Here is a 17,174-nt window from a genome sequence, read left to right on the forward strand (position 1 = left end):
CAGGCACAAGATCATCCGACACCCGAACCACTGTGCCGCCACCCAACCCGACTGCCAAGCCCCTACGCCGAACTCATTCTGAAACGATCAGTAAGTGAGGAGCCGACCAGGCCTGCGAGAGCCAGACCGGCCGCCGTTCTTTTGCCCGCTGGCGCCCCTCCCCTGCCGGGCGCAGCCTGGGAAAGGGCCATCGTCCCGCGCCGTGCGGCCGTACCGGCCGGTGCCTACCGAACGAGGAGCACACCAATGGCTGACCGAGCGATTCCCGGCATCGACCCGCAGGCCACCCCCAGCGGCCCGGGCTGCGCCGACTGCATGGCGGGAGACGGCCCCGGCTGGTGGTTCCACCTGCGCCGCTGCGCCGCCTGCGGCCACATCGGCTGCTGCGACTCCTCGCCCTCCCAGCATGCCACCAAGCACTACCAGGCGGTGGGGCATCCCTTCATCACCAGCTACGAACCGGACGAGGAGTGGTTCTACAGCAACGAGACCGAGCAGTTCTACGAAGGTCTGCAGCTCGCCCCGCCCACTTCCCACCCGGCCGACCAGCCCGTGCCGGGCCCGGCCGGAGCAGTGCCCGATGACTGGCAGCAGCGGTTGAACTGAGTCGGCGGCAGGCCGCCGCGGACCCGGGCGCGCGACCGCGAACACCACCACGTCATTGAGTCGCCCGCCGTGACGCCGCCGGCGAGCTGTCCCGTATGGCCGAGGGGGATTGCCGTCCTCCCCGCGGCCTCTGCACCGCAGTCCCGTCCGGGGCGCTGGTCGCATGTCAGCTGCGATGCTCCGGGTTGGGAGCGTCGAAGCGGCAACCGGCGTCCCACTCGGGGCGCTGGTTGCCGTACGCGGGGATACCGCCGGCCCGTTTGAGGAGGGCAGCGAGGTGCATGAGGTTCCAGGCGGCGAAGGTCGTGTTCCGGTTGGTGAAGTCGTTCTCGGGACCGCCGGAGCCCGGATCGAGGTAGCTGGGGCCCGGGCCGGCCTCGCCGATCCAGCCCGCGTCGGCCTGCGGGGGGATGGCGAAGCCGATGTGCTGGAGGCTGTAGAGGATGTTCATGGCGCAGTGCTTGAGGCCGTCCTCGTTGCCGGTGATCAGACAGCCGCCGACCCTCCCATAGTAGGCGGACTGGCCAGCCTCGTTGAGTTCGGCCGAGTTGGAGTAGAGCCGTTCGATGACATGCTTCATCACAGAGCTGTTGTCGCCGAGCCAGATCGGGCCGCAGAGCACCAGGATGTCGGCGGCCATCACCTTGGCGTACAGCTCTGGCCAGGCGTCGGTGGCGGCGCCGTGCTCGGTCATGTCGGGCTGGACACCGATCGCGAGGTCCCAGTCGACGGGGCGGACCACCTCCGTGCGCACGCCACCCGCGCGCATCACTTCGGCGCTCAGGTCGATCAGTCCCTCGGTGTTGCTGGTCTCCGGTGAGGATTTCAGGGTGCAGTTGAGGTAGAGGGCGCTGAGACCGTCGTAGTGGGGCGGAGTGCTGGAGGGCATGTAACGGCTCCCTTCACAGAGGCTGATGCCGCAAGCCTGGAACACCCGGGCGGGGACGGCACCACAAGCGAAGCGAACGCGGTACCCACGTGGGTCCTGTGGATGCGGCCATGTGTGCCGGGGCCGAGAGTGGAACCAGGTGTCCCCGGCCGGCCGGGCCGGGGCGGGCCCCGCGGGAAGGATCCCCGATGGACTTGTTCCCCGCGCTGCCCAGGGAGTCCTGGGCAGCGACGAAGGAGACGCTGCGCCGGTTCCTCCAGATTGTCGGCAAGGTGCGTCTGGCGGCCAGTGTCCGGCGCAACCACTGGTGGAACGTCCCCTTCCATCTGACCGGGAGCGGTATCACCACCCGGCCCACCGGCCCGCTCGCCGACGGGACAGTCTTCACCGTCGACTTCGACTTCGCCGCCCACCGGCTGCGGGTACTCAACCTCGACGGGCGTCAGGCATCGTTCCCTCTGATGGGCCTGTCGGTCGCCGGCTTCTACCGCGCGTTCACCGGCACCCTGCCCCACCTGGGCATCGGCATCCTCCCGGAACACCCCTACCCCTTCGACCTGCCCGACGCCGCCCGGCCGTTCGCCGAGGACGACGAGCACGCCGCGTACGACCCGGCCGCTGTGAACCGCTACTGGACGATCCTCACCCAGGTCATGCTGGTCCTGGAGAAGTACGCGGCCGGATACTCCGGTAAGACCAGCCCCGTCCACCATTTCTGGCACACCTTCGACATCGCCGTGACCCGGTTCTCCGACCGGAATGTGGCGCAGGGCCCTTCCGTCGATCCTGTCACCCGCGAGGCGTACTCGCGCGAGGTGATCAGCAGCGGCTTCTGGTTCGGCGACGACCGGTCCTACCCCGAACCCGCCTTCTACTCATACACGGCGCCGGAGCCTGACGGGCTGGCGCGGCAGCCACTGGAACCGGCGACCGCGCAGTGGACGCAGAACAACGGCTCACACCTCGCCCTGCTGCCCTACGACGACGTGCGCACCGCACCGGACGCCCGCGCCGAGATCCTCCGGTTCTACGACAGCGCTTTCGTGGCCGGCGCGCGCCTGGCGGGGTGGCCCGCCGATCGGCTCTGCCCGGGTGGAGTGACCGACCCCCAGGTCCGGGACGCCTCCAAGGCTCCGTAAGCGCTCGCGGGACCCGCCTTCGGTGACCTCCTCCGCCATGCGTGCCCTGCTCCGGTGCGAGATGACGCACGATGGGGACCCCGATCGCGAGACCTCGTGCGCTTTCCAGCAGCCCAGCGTCGTAGCCCGTCGTACGTCCCTCGTGCTGAAGCGGGTCCTCGCTCCACGAGGGCACCCTGAGGACCTACACCTACATCTGTATGTCGCCGGAGTCGCCCGCTGAAATGCGGGTCTGTCGTGGGCTCCGGCCAGGGCGCGACCACGTTCCGGTCAAGTATTCCGGTTGTCCCGTATAGGCGCCAGTTGCTGAGCGAGGCCGTGCTGAGCAGAAGGTGAAAGGCCGCCGCTAGCAGCGCCACTGGCGTAGGCGCTTCGTCAGCCACCAGACCTCACACCACTGTGCCGCGTCCCTGACCTCCCATAAAGACCATGAGGTGGACGACCAGCCCACGGGCTCGTACCCAGCCGGGCAGCGCTAGGAGCTCTCTTACGGATCACTGGCGGAGATTCGGTCGCAAAACCTGCTGGCGTTGACAGAACTGCTGCCTGCGACGATGCGCCTGTGAGCTACGACCTTGCTGTGTGGGACGGCGACCGTCCATTCGATGACCGCCAAGCGGGCTCGATGTACGACGAGCTCTATGAGCGCTACCTGGAGTCGGACGATGTCGTCGCGCCTCCGGCGCCGCGCATCGTGGCGTACGTGGAAGCCCTCGTCGCACGGTACCCGGATGACATCGACCGCAGCATCGTGTGGGCGTCGACACCGGTCGTCAATGAGGCATCGGGGCCGATCGTGTACCTGCTCATGTCTTAAGGCAAGGCCGAGGAGGTGTCGGAGTACGCCGCTGAGCTGGCCCGCGAGCATGAGCTCGTCTGCTTCGATCCGCAGGGAGAATGTCTCCGCCCCTGAGCGGGCTGTTCTTCAGCGGACGGACCAGAGGAAGATGCCCGCGATGAGGAGGCCGACGCGGTAGACCGTGGCGGTCTTCTCGTAGCGGGTGGCGAGACCGCGCCATTGCTTGAGGCGATCGATGCAGCGTTCGACGGTGTTGCGTCGCTTGTAGGCCGCGCGGTCGAATCCGGGCGGCCGCCCGCCGCCGCGTCCTCTGCGCTTGCGGTTGGCGATCTGGTCGGCGGGTTGTGGAATCACGGCCCGTACTCCGCGCCTTCGCAGATGGTCCCGGATGGCCCGTGACGAGTACGCCTTGTCAGCCAGCACCATGAAGGGCCTGGCCCTGGGCCTGCCAACCCGACGCGGGATCCGGATGGCAGCCATCACGTGGTCGAACGCTGGCGCGTCTCCTGCCTGGCCGGGCGTGAGCACGAAGCACAGCGGGCGGCAGCGGCTGTCAGCGGCGAGATGGACCTTCGTGGTCAGCCCACCACGCGACCGTCCGATCGCGTGGTCGGCCGGCTCGTCAGCCGAGGCCACCTTTTGCGGGCCCCGGCACCATGTTGGTGCACGCGCAAGACCGTGGAGTCCACCGCGACGACCCAGTCCAGCTCGCCGTCAGCATCGACCTGGGCGAGTAGGGCGGTGAAGACTCGATCCCAGGTGCCGTCGATGGCCCAATTCCTCAGCCGCGCATAGACGCCCTTCCACGAACCGTACTCCGCGGGGAGGTGCACCCACTGTGACCCGGTCGGGAACTTCCAGGCGATCGCGTCGATCACCTGCCGGTGATCACGCCACCGCCCGCCCCGCCTCGGTATCCGGTCCGGCAACAACGGCTCCATCCGCGCCCACTGCGCGTCAGTCAACGGCATGGCCGGACCAACGATCCGATGATCGGTAAGAAACGCCCTAGGGGGCCCTGCCTCGTCACCACACCTGCTGACCAGCCCATTTCGCTCTCCAGTACAGGGTGAAAGAGGATCACGGAAAATGGTTTCCGGTCAGCTTGCCTCTCAGGAAAAAGCGCCTTGCGACATGGCAAGTGTTGTCCTGCGACATGATTTGAGGCAAAAAGGTCGGTCGCATACTTGTCTGATTCTCGCCCGTGTGTGCGACTGAATGGCGGGCAGTCACCGGCCGGTCGGGAAGCGGTTGTGGCAACGTGTGCGGCTCCGGTGGCTGATGGGGCTGCTGTGACATCTCTTCTCGTGGGGGGAAGTGCATGACTTCGCGTGCTTCCGGCACGCCTTCTCGGCGTGCCCGTATGACGGCAAGACACTCACTGACTGCGGCGATCGCGGTTCTCGCGCTGGGCGCGTCGGCGCTGCCGGCACTCGCCACCTCGCCTGTGGCCAGTCCGGGCCCCGGCTCGGTCTGGGGCAAAGAGGCGGCGCCTTTGGAGATCCCGCCGGTCAAGGTGGGATCGACCAGGCCCGTACCCGGCAAGCCCGAAGCGGCGCCGTCGAAGGAAGAGGCGGCCTGGCGGGCAGCACAGAAAGAACGCGCCCGCACCGGGAGCATCCCTGCGAACGAGGGACGGGTCACGGCCAACCGCACGGCCGGCGAGACCGGAACCCTTGTATGGGTGCCCGAGGGACAGGGCTCGGTGCCCTGGCACCAGATCTCAGACTTTCGTATCACCGACTCCCTCGTCGCGCGGATCAACCTGTCCAACGGCAACCTCATGTTGGCCGCGACCGACTTCGAGGTCGCTGGAGTGGGACAGAAACTGCGCCTGGCACGTACATACAATTCGCTGGACGGGCCCTACGGCAAGGTTTCGGACCGCTGGTGGCAGGAGTACGAACGCTACCTGCATGTCTTCACGAACTCGGTCGTCCTCTACGACGCGACGGGTGCCTCGGTCAGCTTCACGAAGAACGCCGACGGCACCCTCACCACGCCCAAGGGGTACTCGCAGGACCTGAAGAAGAACGCCGACGGCACCTACACACTCACCAACCGCAAGTCGGGTGTGAAGGACACCTACGACGCGAACGGCACGCTGACGAAGGTCACCGACCGCAACAAGGGCACGATCACGGTCGACCAGCACGATGAGACCGACGAGCACAAGGGCTTCAAGCTGACCGAGACTCGTTCGGGCCGCTGGATCGACCTGCTCAAGACGTATCCCAACCAGTGGCAGGCCAAGGACCACACCGGCCGGACCGCTGTCTTCGATCTCGATGCTGACGGCAACCTCTCGCGCACCACGGACACCGAAGGCAAGACCACCTCTTACGCCTTCGACGCCGATGGCAGGATCACTAAGATCACGACCCCGGAAGGGCGGGTGACGGTCTTCAGCTACGACGCCCAGAGCCGGGTCACATCCATGCTGCGGGCGACCCAGACCGGCAGCTCCGGACACACCGGCCCCACGTACACCTACGCCTACACCGGCGTTTATCCCTCCGGCGCGGGCACGACAACCGTCACCGACCCCGAACAGAACGCCACGAAGCACGAGCACGACGCGGAGGGCAAGGTCACCAAGGTGACCGACGCGCTTGGCCGCTCCCGTTCGAAGACCTTCGACGGAAACAACAACGTGCAGACCGCGACGGACGCGATGGGTGTCGGTGGTGCCAGCGGCAATGTCACCACCTATGGCTGGGACACACGCAACAACCTCACCTCGGCGAAGCTGCCCACCGGAGCCACTGCCGCCGTGGCGGGTTACCAGACGCTCTCGGGCGCAGATCTGCCCGGCTCGATGACAACCGTCGACGGGGAGAAGACGGACTACACCTATGACACCGTCGGCAATACCAAGTCGGTCGCTGTGACCGGTACGGGCGGCGGGACACAGTCCTTCGACTACAACCCCGCCACCGCCACCTGCGGTGGGTTCGAGGGCCAGCGCTGCAAGGTCACGACGAAGATGTCGTCGACCAAGTCGGTCTCCACGTCCTTCACGTACGACGCGAAGGGCAATCTGGCCAAGGTCACCCCGCCCGCCCCCCTCGGTGTGACGACGTACACCTATGACGACCTGGGGCGGCCTGCCACCGCCAAGGACGCCCGTGGTGTCACGACTCTCTACACCTACGACCACCGCGACCGCATCACCAAGGTCGACACCTCCGGCTACGCCACCGTCACCTACTCCTACGACGGAGACGGAAACCTCACCCAGCGCTCGGACGGCACCGGCGTCACCGCCTACGCCTTCGACCCGCTGTCCCGCGAAACCGTACGCACCTTGCAGAACGGCTCGCAGACCCGCCTGACCTATACCCCGGCAGGCAACGTGGACACGTACGAGGACCCGGCGGGCGTCACCGACTACACCTGGAACCAGGTCAACAAGCTCACGCAGTTCAAGGACCCGACCGGCAAGGTCACCACGTACACCTACAACAACAATGACGTCCGCACGAAGACGACGTATCCCGGTGGCACCGCCCAAGAGGTCACGCTCGACAATTCGAACCGGCCGGAGAAGATCCGGGCGACGTCCCCGAAGGGCACGCTGGTCGACCTCGCCTACACCTACGGCTACGACCACGACGCCAACGCCACCACCCCCCTCAAGGACGGCGGCAAGATCCGCACCCGGACGGACGTGGTCGCGGGGATGAAGACGACCTACACCTACGACGATGCGGGCCGGTTCTCCTACGCCAAGGAGGAGAAGGGCACCACCCTCAACTCGTCCTGGCAGTACTGCTACGACCTGGCCGGCAACCTCACCTCCCAGGGCGTGGACCCCGGCTGCCCGCGCGGCACCACGTACACGATCAACGACGCCCAGCAGATCACCGCGAAGAACGGCGTCGCGACGAACTGGTCGTACGACAAGGTCGGCAACGAGACCGCCGGAGCCTCCACCCCCGAGGGCACCCGCACCGGTGAGACCTGGTCCGACTACTCCCAGATGAAGTCGATCACCGTGGGCGGCAAGACCTACGCCGGCCAGTACGGCTCGACGGACCAGAGCGAGCGGATCAAGCTCGGCGACACGTTCTTCCACAACGGGCCCCTCGGCCTGTCCGCGAAGAGCATCGGTGGCGTCGACATGGGATTCAATCGTGAACCCGGGGGCACCCTGAACTCCATGACCACCGGGGCCAAGTCCTACTACTACCTCACCGACGCACTCGGTTCGGTGGTCGCGCTCGCGGACGAGGCCGGCACGAAGGTCAACACCTACTCCTACAGCCCCCGCGGAGTCCAGCGCGCCGGAAGCTCGGAACAGGTCCCCCAGCCCTACCAGTTCGCCGGCGGCTACCACGACCCGACGGGCCTCTACCACTTCGCCGCACGCTACTACGACCCCAACATCGGCCGCTTCACCAGCACCGACCCCTCCGGCCAGGAGAAGAACCCCTATCTCTACGCCGAAGGCGACCCCGTCAACCGCATCGACCCGAGCGGACTGGCTTTCTTTGACGCGGTCGGCAAGGGCTTCGACATGTACGACATCGGCAGCATGGCCAAGGACGTGTCCGAGGGCAACTACAAGGACGCCCTGGCCACGGGAGCCGGCCTGGCGGCGGGTGCCGCCGCCGAGGCCGGGTGCGGCGCGGTCGCCGTCGCTGTCAGCGCACCCACCGCAGGTGTGGGCGGACTTGCTGTCGGTGCCACCTGCTTTGCCGTCGGATATGGGGCGGGCGAACTCGGCGAGAAGGCCGCGACCAGCGTCCTGAATTAGGCATCGAAATCGGTAAACAGCAGAGGGAGGACAACATGTCATACAGCCAGTTCTTGGCCAAGGGCGCCGGGGAAGGCACTCCGCCCTTCTGGATCATCGCCATCGCCCTGATCGTCATCGTCGGGGTGGCGTTCCTGGTGAGTAAGGCCCGCAAGAGGTAGCACCACCCGCCAGACACGCAGGACGTGTGGCGCTTCGCCCGGCTGGTTCCGTACCGGCCGGGCGAAGTGTTGCCCGCGTAAGACCGTGACCTATGTGGTGAAGCGGAGGAGTCGCTTGTAGCAGCAGTTGGCTGCTGCGAGGCCGAGGAAGGCCAGGCGGATCAGTCTCTCGTACTCGTCGTTCTTCGGCCCCATCCCGCTCACGATAAGGCCGCCCTCACAGTGCCAGCACCGGGGCAGACGAGCCGCACGCCTGATGCGCGCTATGCCCGGCTCCTTTTGGCAGTGGACGTGCCCTTCCGCCCAAGAACGCCCCGTGCAGAGGCTCGCGGTATGTCTTGCCACGTTCGTGGCGCAGGTCGTCTCGTACCCGGCGGCCCTGGAAGCCTCGAAGTGCTTCCCGGCCTACCCGGAGAAGGTTGAAGTCCAAGAGAGCAGCCGGCGCGGGGTGCTAACGACCTGGGAGCGATTGACAGTGCTCAGGTTGAGTGGACTTCGACCGTGCGGCCGTCGGGGTCGGTGAGGATGTGGCGTCCTGGCATGAGTGGCGGAGTAGCCGTGCTGCCGTCGACGGCCAGGCCGAGGCGCAGTGCGTCCGTCTGACGTCCAGGGCTGGCTGGGTAGAGCTCGAACACCATGCCGTTTGGAAGGACCGCGGCGTAGTGCTCGGGGCCCTGGCCGTGCCGCTCCGCGACGAAGTCCAGGCCAAGGCCCTGGTAGAAGCGCCAACATTCCTCAAGCCGGAGCGAGTACAGCACCAGCAAGGTCACGCCGACTGGCTTCGGGTCACTCATCGGTTCCTGGCCTTTGCTGACGTTGACGGGGGATCGAACCGTAACGCAGCAAGGGCCGTACGGGTTGGGCAAGTTGTGAGGCGCGCCTGGGCCCGTGCGGCCTGTTCCCATCCTGCCCTGTCCGGGGTCTCTCGTGCACACTTCGGCAAGTTGCTCGAAGAACTCGCACCCAAGTGGCAAGCGACACCCGAGAGTCCAGGCCGAGGTCGACGAAGGCTACCGGGGCTTGGCCAACGAGTTCCCTGCCCAGGTCAGCGCCCCTCCGAAGAAGCCCAAGGACGACGCGCCGCTGAGCGAACACCACGCCTGACGCGAGCAGCAGCGCCGCCAGTCCTCCAGGCGGATCTGTGTGGAACACACCAACGCCGAGTTCAAGCAGTGGCGACCGCTACAGCGGTTCACCGGGCGCCGGGAAATCTACGCCGAGACCCACCTGGCCATCGCCAGCCTGGTCTCCGACCGCTCCGGCCGACCGCCGACTGATCACGCACCAGCCGAACCGCCAGGCGAGCATGCCCACACGTCAATCGCTCCCAAGGTCGTAAGCCGTCAAGCCGTGGAGGTGAGCCGCCTCCTCCGGATCTTGCCGCGGGTTTGCCCTGGGCCCCGGCCGGCGCGCAGGTTCGGCTTGTGGCAGTAGAGCGAGTGGATCACCAGACCGTCCCGAAGAACCGTGTCCACCAGCTGGGCCGGGCCGAGAAGTGCTCCAGCTTGCTGGGGCCGTCGTAGTCGCTCTCCAGCAGTTCCTCGGGGACGCTCACGTAGCCGAGGTCGGCCAGCGCCCGTTCCACGGTGGCGAGGTCGCCGAGGTCCAGCGCCCCCTCCTCGTAGGCCTCGTCCGTACCTAGGAAGGCCCCCGGGTTGTCGGCGCAGACCTCGGCGAGGGATCCGAACTTGCTCACGCAGACCACGATCCGCGTCCCGCAGACCGTCGCGTCCGCGGGCACGTGGACGCGCCCGTACTCGCTGGAGTCCTGGGTGTCCCGCTCGGACTCGCACATGGCACCGAAGTCCGCTTCGAGCCGACGCACCAGCCCACGGAACTTGAGGCCGGTCGCCGCGCGGTCGTAGTGCAGCGGCCGTTCCAGCCGCTCCGGGTCATCAAGCCCGCGCAACAAGGACAGCAGTTCCATCTCGCTCTTCGCCATCCACACATCCTGCCCGTCGGGCGGAAGCGGCAAGACAGGGCCGTCCTGTTGGCTCTGTTCACGTCGCAGGGTTCTGGCTCAGGTTCCGTGCAGGGGCCACGGTGAGTGACAGCTGAGCGTCCCCGGCGGCTTGCGAAGTCGCCCGAAAATGGGCGTTGGTCGGTACTGCCGGGCTGACAGTCCGGACCGTGGAAGAGGTCGTGCTCCGGTTGAAGGAGTTGTTGTTCCCGGCGATCGCGGACGTCGCGGTGGTGTCGGTGGACGTCGATATCGAGATAGTGCGTGTTGACGCGCAATGCACCACGGTCGGCGCCGCCTGTGCGGGGTGCGGAGCCTGGTCAACCCGAGTTCACAGCTCCTACCTGCGGTTTCCCGCTGACGCGCCGAGCGCCGGGCGACGCGTCGTACTCCAGTTACGAGTTCGGCGCTTCCGATGCGGGAACAACATGTGCTCCCGCCGGACCTTCGCGGAACAGATACCCGGCTTCACCCGCAGGCACAGCCAGCGCACCGAGCGACAACGTTCCACCCTGGCCGCAGTCGGTCTCGCCCCGGCCGGCCGGGCCGGTGCCCGGCTGGCTGCCGTCCTGGGCGTGGCCGTCAGCCGGAGCACGGTATTGCGCCTGGTCGACGCTCTTCCGAGCCGGAGGTGCCCGTGCCGCGGGTAGTCGGCGTCGACGAGTACGCCACCCGCAAGGGCCGCCACTACGGCACCGTCCTGGTCGATGTCGAAACCCGCCGCCCGATCGACCTGCTCCCCGACCGGGAAGCATCAAGTCTGGCCGCGTGGCTCGCCGAGCGTCCCGGCGTAGAGGTCGTCTGCCGGGACCGTGCGCTCTTCTTCGCAGAAGGCGCCACAGCTGGAACGCCGCAGGCGATCCAGCTGTGGCGGACCGATGGCACCTCTGGCATAACCTGAGCGAAGCAGCTGAACGAGCCGTCGCCCAGCACCGCCACTGCCTCCGAGCCCTCGTTCCTGATTCCGCCGGCCTTGGGCCGGAGCCCGCGTTCGAAGGCATGCCGTCCAGCTCTCCCCGGCCGACGGGGCACCGGTTCGCCGAACGCACACGCGCCAAGCACGCCACCATTCACGCACTGCTGGACGCTGGGCACAGCAAGCAGTCCGTGGTCCGGCAACTCGGCATGGGCCAGAACACGGTCCTGCGGTTCTCCCGCGCTGACGCTCCCGAAGACCTTTTTGACGGGCAGTGGCAGAACCGGGCATCCGTCCTCGACGAGTACAAGACCTACCTCGACGACCGCTGGAATGAGGGGTGCACCAACGCCTGGAAACTCTGGGAAGAGATCGTCCCGCTCGGCTACAGAGGCAGCTATCAGCGCGTCCGCACCTACCTGCACAAGAAGCGCACCTCGCCGCGGCCGGTGACCGCACGGCCGCCCTCACCTCGAGCCGCCGCCGGATGGATCCTCCGGCCCCCGGACACCCTCACCGAATCCGAGCAGCTACAGCTCAAGAATGTGCGGACGCACTGCCCCGAAGCCGATGCGCTCACCAGGCATGTGCGGTCCTTCGCGGCCATGCTTACCAGGCGTCAAGGCGAACGCCTGCCGGACTGGCTCGATGCCGTCCGACAGGACGACCTCCCCAGCCTCCACACCCTGGCCGCTGGCATCGACCGAGACCGCGACGCTGTCATCGCCGGCCTCACCCCCCTGGAACTCGGACGTCGTCGAAGGCCACGTCAACCGGAACAAAATGCTCAAGCGCCAGATGTTCGGGCGCGCAGGCTTCGCCCTCCTCCGCAAGCGCGTCCTGCTGGCAGGCTGAGAGCTTCCCTGACTGGCCATCGGCAGAGATCATGGTCGATATGAAGAACCGGTCCGGCCAGAACACAAGCGACGACAGCAGCGTTCCTCAGACCAAGTGGACCGAGGAGATCGACCTTCAGACCATTGACGCTGTCGGCATGGTGCATCACGTCACCATCTGCCTCGGCGACCCTTCCACCGCTCTCATCGCGCTCATCGACGCTCACTCACGCACCGAGTTCAGCGGGACCGACTATCTTGACTGCCTTTCCCAGGCCCGCCGACATCTCGAACTTGATGGCCGCCTCTTGTGCTGCCAGGGAGCCCGCCGCAACGTCCACCCGTCCGGCCAGCTCCGACAATTCACCAACGGACGGCAAGCGTATGCCCGCCACTCGGAACCCCAGAGCGAGGGCACTGAGACAGTCGACATCTTCGCCCCAGCACCCACTACAGACGTCGTAACTCTCGACGACCAGCGAGCAGCGATAATCAGCTCTTGGAATGCTCAGCACCTGGGAAATCAAATCTGACGCCTTCATAGCCTCCGTCACGCTGCGTAGATCCTTCACACAACTCGTGCCAGAACCCGAGAATAGGCAGCACTTCGGCACTGCTTTGAGAAGCGGTCGGCGGCCGCTGCATGACCGGATTGTTTACGAGTTTCCGGCAGCACCCGGGCCTGATCGGAGGCACTCCCGTTGACGAGGGCGCACGGCCTGGCGTGGCCGGGCTGTACTCGCCTACGAGTACACCTGCCACCACTGGTCTGTCTCGGCACGTGCCACTTCGGCGTCGTACTGGTCCGCGTCGAAGTGGAGCTCCGGCGGGGGATGAGGCATGGCTGTGTGCGCTGCCCATGGGACTTCCCAGTCCGACCACTGCACGATCTGCCCGCACCGCTGCACGACCACGGCCAGGAAGCCGCAGCACCCGCCGGTGCACTCAGGCTCCCCCAACTCCAAACGGCGGGCCTCTTCCGTCGCCCTGAGAGGACTGGGCTGCCCTGCCGGAAACATGACGACGGCATACGGCCCACGGCCGCCCGCGTCGACCGCCTCTTCGACGATGTCCTCGCCGTTGACCCACAAGCGCACCTGAGCCGCGAACCGGCACCCCGGCGGCAACACCCTGATCTCCAGACGATCGAACATCCGATCACCCTACGGGGTGCGCTGACACCTGCGCGCAGCCCGGCCCACGCCCCGCCTCTGCCCGGCCGGCAGAAGAGGCTGGGAGACGCCTCCCGTTGTCGTGAACATCGACCACGGCCCGGATGGGGCGCTTCCCGAAGGCGCGCACACCTGCTGTTGGAACGCGTGAGCGGAGCCAGCTGCCCGCGTTCGCTTCGTACGCAGGCCGCGATGTGCCGCCCACGATGAAGCCGGCACACAGCCGCACCGGCAGGAAGCAGGTCATTTCACGACGAGATCGCCTTGTGCTGTCTCGTCATAGGACAGCCCGCGGCGAATTCCCTCACGGGTGCAATTCAGGGGGGCGAAGTCTCCGATAATCAACTGGTAATTCTCCGAGGTACCGGGAACCTTGAACGAGAATCCGACTGAGCAAGCTTTCATCAAGGCGTGGCCCTCCGTCATGCCGCCGTCGATCTTTCCAGTACCGATGACGGTGCCTTGATCGTCCAGCACGCGAATCTCCTGCCCGAGCTGCGTCTTCGCGCTCGGGTGCGGCGTGCACGGCGTGGAGAGCTCGGGCGCCGCATCGACGCTGGGAAACATGACGTCGATGCCGCCGCTGATGGCGAGCATGACGGGCGAGGGGGTCGCGGTCGGCGATGCGTTCTTCGTTTCTTCCGACGTGCCGGTGCAACCGGCCAGGGCGACCACACTCAAAACCGCGCCACAAGCCCAAAGCGTCCTCATACGCCCCCCTATCGCATCCCACGGACAGAGCGTCGGCCGCAGGTAGCGTGCACCCTACACAGACGAGATCAGCACATGGCCGACGGGGCGGCACGGGGGTCGGATCCCTACCTGCGGAAGACAGCTCGAAGAGTGCAAGACGCTGCGAGGTTGAAACTGGTGGCCAGTGGGTCCGCACATGAACGAAGTCGGCGGAGGGCCGCCCGGAAGCGACCCGGCACACCGCCGGCTTCTCACACTGTCAGCCCCCCAAAACCGGGCCAGCACACCCACCATTCCCAGCCACGCTCCACCGCCGAAGACCCAGGGAGACAACGTGATCCCCCTCGGCCGCCCCGTCCTGAACGAAACCGACGTCGCCCGCCGCGCCGGCGTCCCCCTGCCCACCTGGCGCCGTAAGCACGCCGCCGCCTTCCGCGAACACGTCCCCGACCTGCTCCCCGACAGCCGCTACCTCCTCTACGACCTCGCCCAGGCCGACGCCCACCTCGAAGGCCGGCCCATCCCCCCGCTGCCCGAAGGCGAACACCCCGACGACCTCCTGACCGCCGACGACCTCGCACAGATCCTCGGCATCAACACCAGCACCGTCCGCGCCTACGCCACCCAAGGCCACCTCTCCCCCGGCACCACGCGCTACAGCGCACGCCTCTGGCCCCGCCACGAAGTCCACGACAGCCGCGACAACGCCCCCGGACAAGGCAAAGGCGGCGGCCGCCGCCCCGGCAAACCCGAAGGCCCCCGTAAAACCCACCCCTACGAGAACGACCCCCGCCTGACCGTCGCCGCCCAAGCCCTCGCCACAGCGCCCGCCGGCACCCCCAAAAGCCGCATCGCCGCCGAGCTCGCAGACCTCCACGGCCACACCCCCCGCACCTGGGAACGCCTCCTCACCACCGCTGCGGCACTCCACGACTCCGCAGACGAGGCAGACCAGACCTGACGGGTACCTCGACCAACCGGCCGACGAAGCCGACGACCGCGGAATCGTGAAGCGCCCGCCCCGACGATGAGGGCCGGCCTTTTCTGCGCCCTCCGCGCCCCGGTCCGGTACGGCGCACGATCAGCGCCCGTACGCCTTGCGGCACCACTCCCCCGCGCCCATGGGTGCCTGGATCTGCTGCGCCTGACGGCAGAGCTGCCGCATCTGCCGCATCTGACCATTCGTCGGCTGCCGACGCGGCGCCGTGTTCTTCTTCGGGCTCTTGCGGGGCTTGGCCGCCTTCCGGGGAGCCGTCCTGGTGGTGCTCCTCTTCGGCGTGCTCTTCGCCGGACGGCAGGTCGTCGGCGTGGTCCGGCGGGCAGGTCCGGGGTTGGCGGGCCGTGCGACCGGGCGCGCTCCCGCAGCGGCGGGCGCGGGCCTCGCCAGGAGGCGGAGCGGTCGACGGCCGGGGGTCGGTGACGTCGAGCGCTTCCCGGGGCGCAGCCGGGGTCGGGTCGGCCGGAGCAGGGAGCGGGACGGGCGGGCGGGCGTCGGCGGGCGCGAGGGCGGCGGGCCGAGGCTGCGGAGCGGGGGCCGGGGCGTGGGGGACGGCCACGCACCCGCTGGTGGCCAGGAGCGTGGCCAGGGCGGCGAGGAGAGTGCGGCGGGGGTGCATGGGCTCCACGCTCCCGCAGGAGGAGCACGGCCTGGTGGTGGCGCGGCCCGGATCCACCGTGCCGAGTGACCGCGCGGACCGCGCTCTCCGGGCAGGCGACCGAGAACGGCGGTGCGCCCGCCCGGGGTACGGGCGGGCGGGTCAGGCGGGGGTCTTGGAGGAGAGGACCGGATGGTCGATGTGGTGGTGCTCGACGTCCATGCCGTGCTCACCACCTCAGTCCTCCCAGACGAGCCGGGCGGCTGTCTCGGCTATCGCCACGCTGCTTTACCGGACTACAGCCATGGAGCACGGACTGACTTCTTGCCTCTACGGTCGTTCCTTGGTCTGCCTTGAGCAGGTAGGCCTTCAGGCCGCCGGGGGACTATTGGATTGCGAGCCTGCCTGACGGCTTGGCACGGTTCAGGGGTCGTGTGCATCGTGTGCTGAGGAGGCACTCGCGTGGCTGTGGTTCCGGAACGTCGTCTGGCTCTTCTCGGAGGCGGCTTCTCCACCGATGCCGACGGCCTTCTCGATGACTGGGTACTGAGCCAGGTGTCCGTACACCGCCCCAGGGTGTGTTTCGTTCCGACAGCCAGCGGTGACGCTCCCGGCTACATCGAGCAGTTCCTCGGGGCATTCCGGTCGCGTTCGTGCGAGGCAGGCGTCTTGGAGCTGTTCCGACGGGAGCTGGGTGACGAGGCCCTGCGCGTGTTCCTGCTGCCTCAGGACGTGATCTACGTGGGCGGCGGCAACACCGCGAACATGCTGGCCGTCTGGCGTGTGCACGGTGTAGACCGGCTGCTTCGTGAAGCCTTCGACCGCGGTGTTCTGCTGTGCGGCATCAGTGCCGGTGCCAACTGCTGGGCCGAGGGCTCCCACACCGACTCCTTCGGCCCGCTGACCCACCTCGCCGACGGACTGGGGCTGCTGCCCGGCTCGGTATGCCCGCACTACGACAGCGAACCGGGCCGCCGAACGTCCTACCTGAAGGCGGTGGCCGCCCGCGCGCTTCCGGCCGGCTGGGCGGTGGAGGACGGGGTCGGCGCACTATTCACCAACGGCCAGCTGAGCGACTGCGTGACACGCACACCCCAGGCCCTGCTCTACCGCGTAGAACCGACATCAGACGGTGAAGCCGTCGAACAAGCCCTGCCCTGCCGTCTGCTCACCTGAATGTCGCAGCCCCATCAGGACTTCTCCGGCCGATCATCGGCGGAAGCTACCGCCGGCAGAGATTCCTGAATCGAGTCTTCGGCTTGGCCTGGCGGGTGCTGAACCGGTCCAACAGCCTGATCGCCATCTCATGATCGTAATAGCGGGCCAGGTCGTAGGCTGTTGCACCATCGATCTCTGCCGCAGGATCGGCGCCGTAGGCAAGAACGACCGCAGTAAGAGCACTGTCGATCGGTTTCCCCGATTGCAGCGCCGAGTCCCCTTCCAGGTCAATGGCGTGCATCAGCAAGGTCATCCCGCAGCAGACCTCATCGACGTCCGCCCCCTCGTCGAGGAGCCGCGTGAGCATGGCGGATTCGCTGGACTCCACCGCTTGATGGGCGGGCGTCCAAGGACTCTCGATCTCGAAGCTGATCACCACGACATCGTGCCTGCTCGCAAGGCCGGCCGGGCTGTCGGTGCCGGATCAGATG

Annotated in this window: 18 protein-coding genes; 11 read left to right on the forward strand and 7 right to left on the reverse strand. The window is 67.3% G+C overall.

Annotated elements, in window-relative coordinates; all coding sequences use genetic code 11:
• Nucleotides 1–246 precede the first annotated feature (246 nt).
• The gene (locus tag ACWGSR_RS07295; RefSeq protein ID WP_453564228.1) at nt 247–606 is read left to right on the forward strand and encodes a UBP-type zinc finger domain-containing protein; all 360 of its coding nucleotides are present in this window, start codon (nt 247–249) and stop codon (nt 604–606) included.
• A gap of 166 nt (nt 607–772) precedes the next feature.
• On the opposite strand, the gene ACWGSR_RS07300 is transcribed toward ACWGSR_RS07295, so the two are convergent.
• Entirely contained in the window at nt 773–1,495 is a 723-nt protein-coding gene (locus ACWGSR_RS07300; protein WP_453564230.1) for a flavodoxin family protein, read from the reverse strand.
• A gap of 188 nt (nt 1,496–1,683) precedes the next feature.
• Between ACWGSR_RS07300 and ACWGSR_RS07305 the strand changes: the two genes are divergently transcribed.
• Nucleotides 1,684–2,634, forward strand: coding sequence for a DUF5996 family protein (locus tag ACWGSR_RS07305; RefSeq protein WP_453564232.1), 951 nt, complete (start codon nt 1,684–1,686; stop codon nt 2,632–2,634).
• A gap of 562 nt (nt 2,635–3,196) precedes the next feature.
• Nucleotides 3,197–3,451 (forward strand): hypothetical protein, encoded by a 255-nt coding sequence (locus ACWGSR_RS07310; protein WP_453564234.1) that lies wholly within the window; start codon nt 3,197–3,199, stop codon nt 3,449–3,451.
• A 108-nt stretch (nt 3,452–3,559) separates the two neighbouring features.
• Here the strand turns inward: ACWGSR_RS07310 and ACWGSR_RS07315 are convergent.
• A protein-coding gene (locus ACWGSR_RS07315) for an IS5 family transposase (protein WP_453564237.1) occupies nt 3,560–4,404 on the reverse strand; the annotation gives its coding sequence in 2 pieces (ribosomal slippage) (nt 3,560–4,068 and nt 4,068–4,404; 846 coding nt in all).
• Nucleotides 4,405–4,796: 392 nt separating this feature from the next.
• Here ACWGSR_RS07315 and ACWGSR_RS07320 point away from each other — a divergent pair.
• Nucleotides 4,797–8,192, forward strand: a complete 3,396-nt coding sequence (locus ACWGSR_RS07320; protein ID WP_453564239.1) for an RHS repeat-associated core domain-containing protein — start codon at nt 4,797–4,799, stop codon at nt 8,190–8,192.
• Between the two features lie 35 nt (nt 8,193–8,227).
• Nucleotides 8,228–8,353, forward strand: coding sequence for a hypothetical protein (locus ACWGSR_RS07325; protein WP_261993161.1), 126 nt, complete (start codon nt 8,228–8,230; stop codon nt 8,351–8,353).
• Between the two features lie 479 nt (nt 8,354–8,832).
• Here ACWGSR_RS07325 and ACWGSR_RS07330 read toward each other — a convergent pair whose 3' ends face one another.
• Together ACWGSR_RS07330 and ACWGSR_RS07335 are read right to left on the reverse strand one after the other, a co-directional pair.
• Nucleotides 8,833–9,123, reverse strand: a complete 291-nt coding sequence (locus ACWGSR_RS07330; RefSeq protein WP_453564241.1) for a glyoxalase/bleomycin resistance/dioxygenase family protein — start codon at nt 9,121–9,123, stop codon at nt 8,833–8,835.
• 674 nt (nt 9,124–9,797) lie between these two features.
• Complete coding sequence (locus ACWGSR_RS07335; protein ID WP_453564244.1) at nt 9,798–10,295, reverse strand: hypothetical protein; 498 nt, start codon at nt 10,293–10,295, stop codon at nt 9,798–9,800.
• A 278-nt stretch (nt 10,296–10,573) separates the two neighbouring features.
• Between ACWGSR_RS07335 and ACWGSR_RS07340 the strand changes: the two genes are divergently transcribed.
• The 4 genes from ACWGSR_RS07340 (at nt 10,574) to ACWGSR_RS07355 (ending at nt 12,598) form a co-directional block, all read left to right on the forward strand.
• Nucleotides 10,574–10,963 carry a transposase family protein gene (locus ACWGSR_RS07340; RefSeq protein ID WP_453564887.1) on the forward strand — a complete coding sequence of 130 codons (390 nt, stop codon included), beginning with the start codon at nt 10,574–10,576 and terminating at the stop codon, nt 10,961–10,963.
• Nucleotides 10,951–11,214, forward strand: a complete 264-nt coding sequence (locus ACWGSR_RS07345; protein WP_453564247.1) for a transposase — start codon at nt 10,951–10,953, stop codon at nt 11,212–11,214. The genes ACWGSR_RS07340 and ACWGSR_RS07345 overlap by 13 nt, the downstream gene beginning before the upstream one ends.
• A 98-nt stretch (nt 11,215–11,312) precedes the next feature.
• On the forward strand, nt 11,313–12,128 hold the full coding sequence (locus ACWGSR_RS07350; RefSeq protein ID WP_453564249.1) for a hypothetical protein: 816 nt from the start codon (nt 11,313–11,315) through the stop codon (nt 12,126–12,128).
• Nucleotides 12,125–12,598, forward strand: coding sequence for a hypothetical protein (locus tag ACWGSR_RS07355; RefSeq protein ID WP_453564252.1), 474 nt, complete (start codon nt 12,125–12,127; stop codon nt 12,596–12,598). The genes ACWGSR_RS07350 and ACWGSR_RS07355 overlap by 4 nt, the downstream gene beginning before the upstream one ends.
• A 210-nt stretch (nt 12,599–12,808) precedes the next feature.
• Here the strand turns inward: ACWGSR_RS07355 and ACWGSR_RS07360 are convergent, their stop codons facing one another.
• Together ACWGSR_RS07360 and ACWGSR_RS07365 are read right to left on the reverse strand one after the other, a co-directional pair.
• Complete coding sequence (locus tag ACWGSR_RS07360; protein WP_453564254.1) at nt 12,809–13,219, reverse strand: hypothetical protein; 411 nt, start codon at nt 13,217–13,219, stop codon at nt 12,809–12,811.
• Between the two features lie 261 nt (nt 13,220–13,480).
• A complete protein-coding gene (locus ACWGSR_RS07365; RefSeq protein ID WP_453564256.1) occupies nt 13,481–13,912 on the reverse strand; it encodes a hypothetical protein in 432 nt (143 codons plus the stop codon).
• Nucleotides 13,913–14,264: 352 nt separating this feature from the next.
• Here ACWGSR_RS07365 and ACWGSR_RS07370 point away from each other — a divergent pair, with 352 nt between their 5' ends.
• Together ACWGSR_RS07370 and ACWGSR_RS07375 are read left to right on the forward strand one after the other, a co-directional pair.
• On the forward strand, nt 14,265–14,891 hold the full coding sequence (locus tag ACWGSR_RS07370) for a helix-turn-helix domain-containing protein (RefSeq protein ID WP_453564258.1): 627 nt from the start codon (nt 14,265–14,267) through the stop codon (nt 14,889–14,891).
• Between the two features lie 1,096 nt (nt 14,892–15,987).
• On the forward strand, nt 15,988–16,701 hold the full coding sequence (locus tag ACWGSR_RS07375; RefSeq protein WP_453564260.1) for a Type 1 glutamine amidotransferase-like domain-containing protein: 714 nt from the start codon (nt 15,988–15,990) through the stop codon (nt 16,699–16,701).
• Between the two features lie 46 nt (nt 16,702–16,747).
• Here ACWGSR_RS07375 and ACWGSR_RS07380 read toward each other — a convergent pair whose 3' ends face one another.
• Complete coding sequence (locus ACWGSR_RS07380; RefSeq protein WP_453564262.1) at nt 16,748–17,119, reverse strand: ankyrin repeat domain-containing protein; 372 nt, start codon at nt 17,117–17,119, stop codon at nt 16,748–16,750.
• Between the last annotated feature and the right edge of the window lie 55 nt (nt 17,120–17,174).

Source organism: Streptomyces sp. NPDC055632, assembly GCF_053618675.1.

Excerpts from the sequence above, each read along its gene's own strand:
- ACWGSR_RS07325 (WP_261993161.1), top strand. The coding sequence starts at position 8,228 with ATGTCATACAGCCAGTTCTTGGCCAAGGGCGCCGGGGAAGGCACTCCG.
- ACWGSR_RS07295 (WP_453564228.1), top strand. The coding sequence starts at position 247 with ATGGCTGACCGAGCGATTCCCGGCATCGACCCGCAGGCCACCCCCAGC.
- ACWGSR_RS07350 (WP_453564249.1), top strand. The coding sequence starts at position 11,313 with ATGCCGTCCAGCTCTCCCCGGCCGACGGGGCACCGGTTCGCCGAACGC.
- ACWGSR_RS07355 (WP_453564252.1), top strand. The coding sequence starts at position 12,125 with ATGAAGAACCGGTCCGGCCAGAACACAAGCGACGACAGCAGCGTTCCT.
- ACWGSR_RS07335 (WP_453564244.1), bottom strand. The coding sequence starts at position 10,295 with ATGGCGAAGAGCGAGATGGAACTGCTGTCCTTGTTGCGCGGGCTTGAT.
- ACWGSR_RS07360 (WP_453564254.1), bottom strand. The coding sequence starts at position 13,219 with ATGTTCGATCGTCTGGAGATCAGGGTGTTGCCGCCGGGGTGCCGGTTC.
- ACWGSR_RS07300 (WP_453564230.1), bottom strand. The coding sequence starts at position 1,495 with ATGCCCTCCAGCACTCCGCCCCACTACGACGGTCTCAGCGCCCTCTAC.
- ACWGSR_RS07320 (WP_453564239.1), top strand. The coding sequence starts at position 4,797 with ATGACGGCAAGACACTCACTGACTGCGGCGATCGCGGTTCTCGCGCTG.
- ACWGSR_RS07305 (WP_453564232.1), top strand. The coding sequence starts at position 1,684 with ATGGACTTGTTCCCCGCGCTGCCCAGGGAGTCCTGGGCAGCGACGAAG.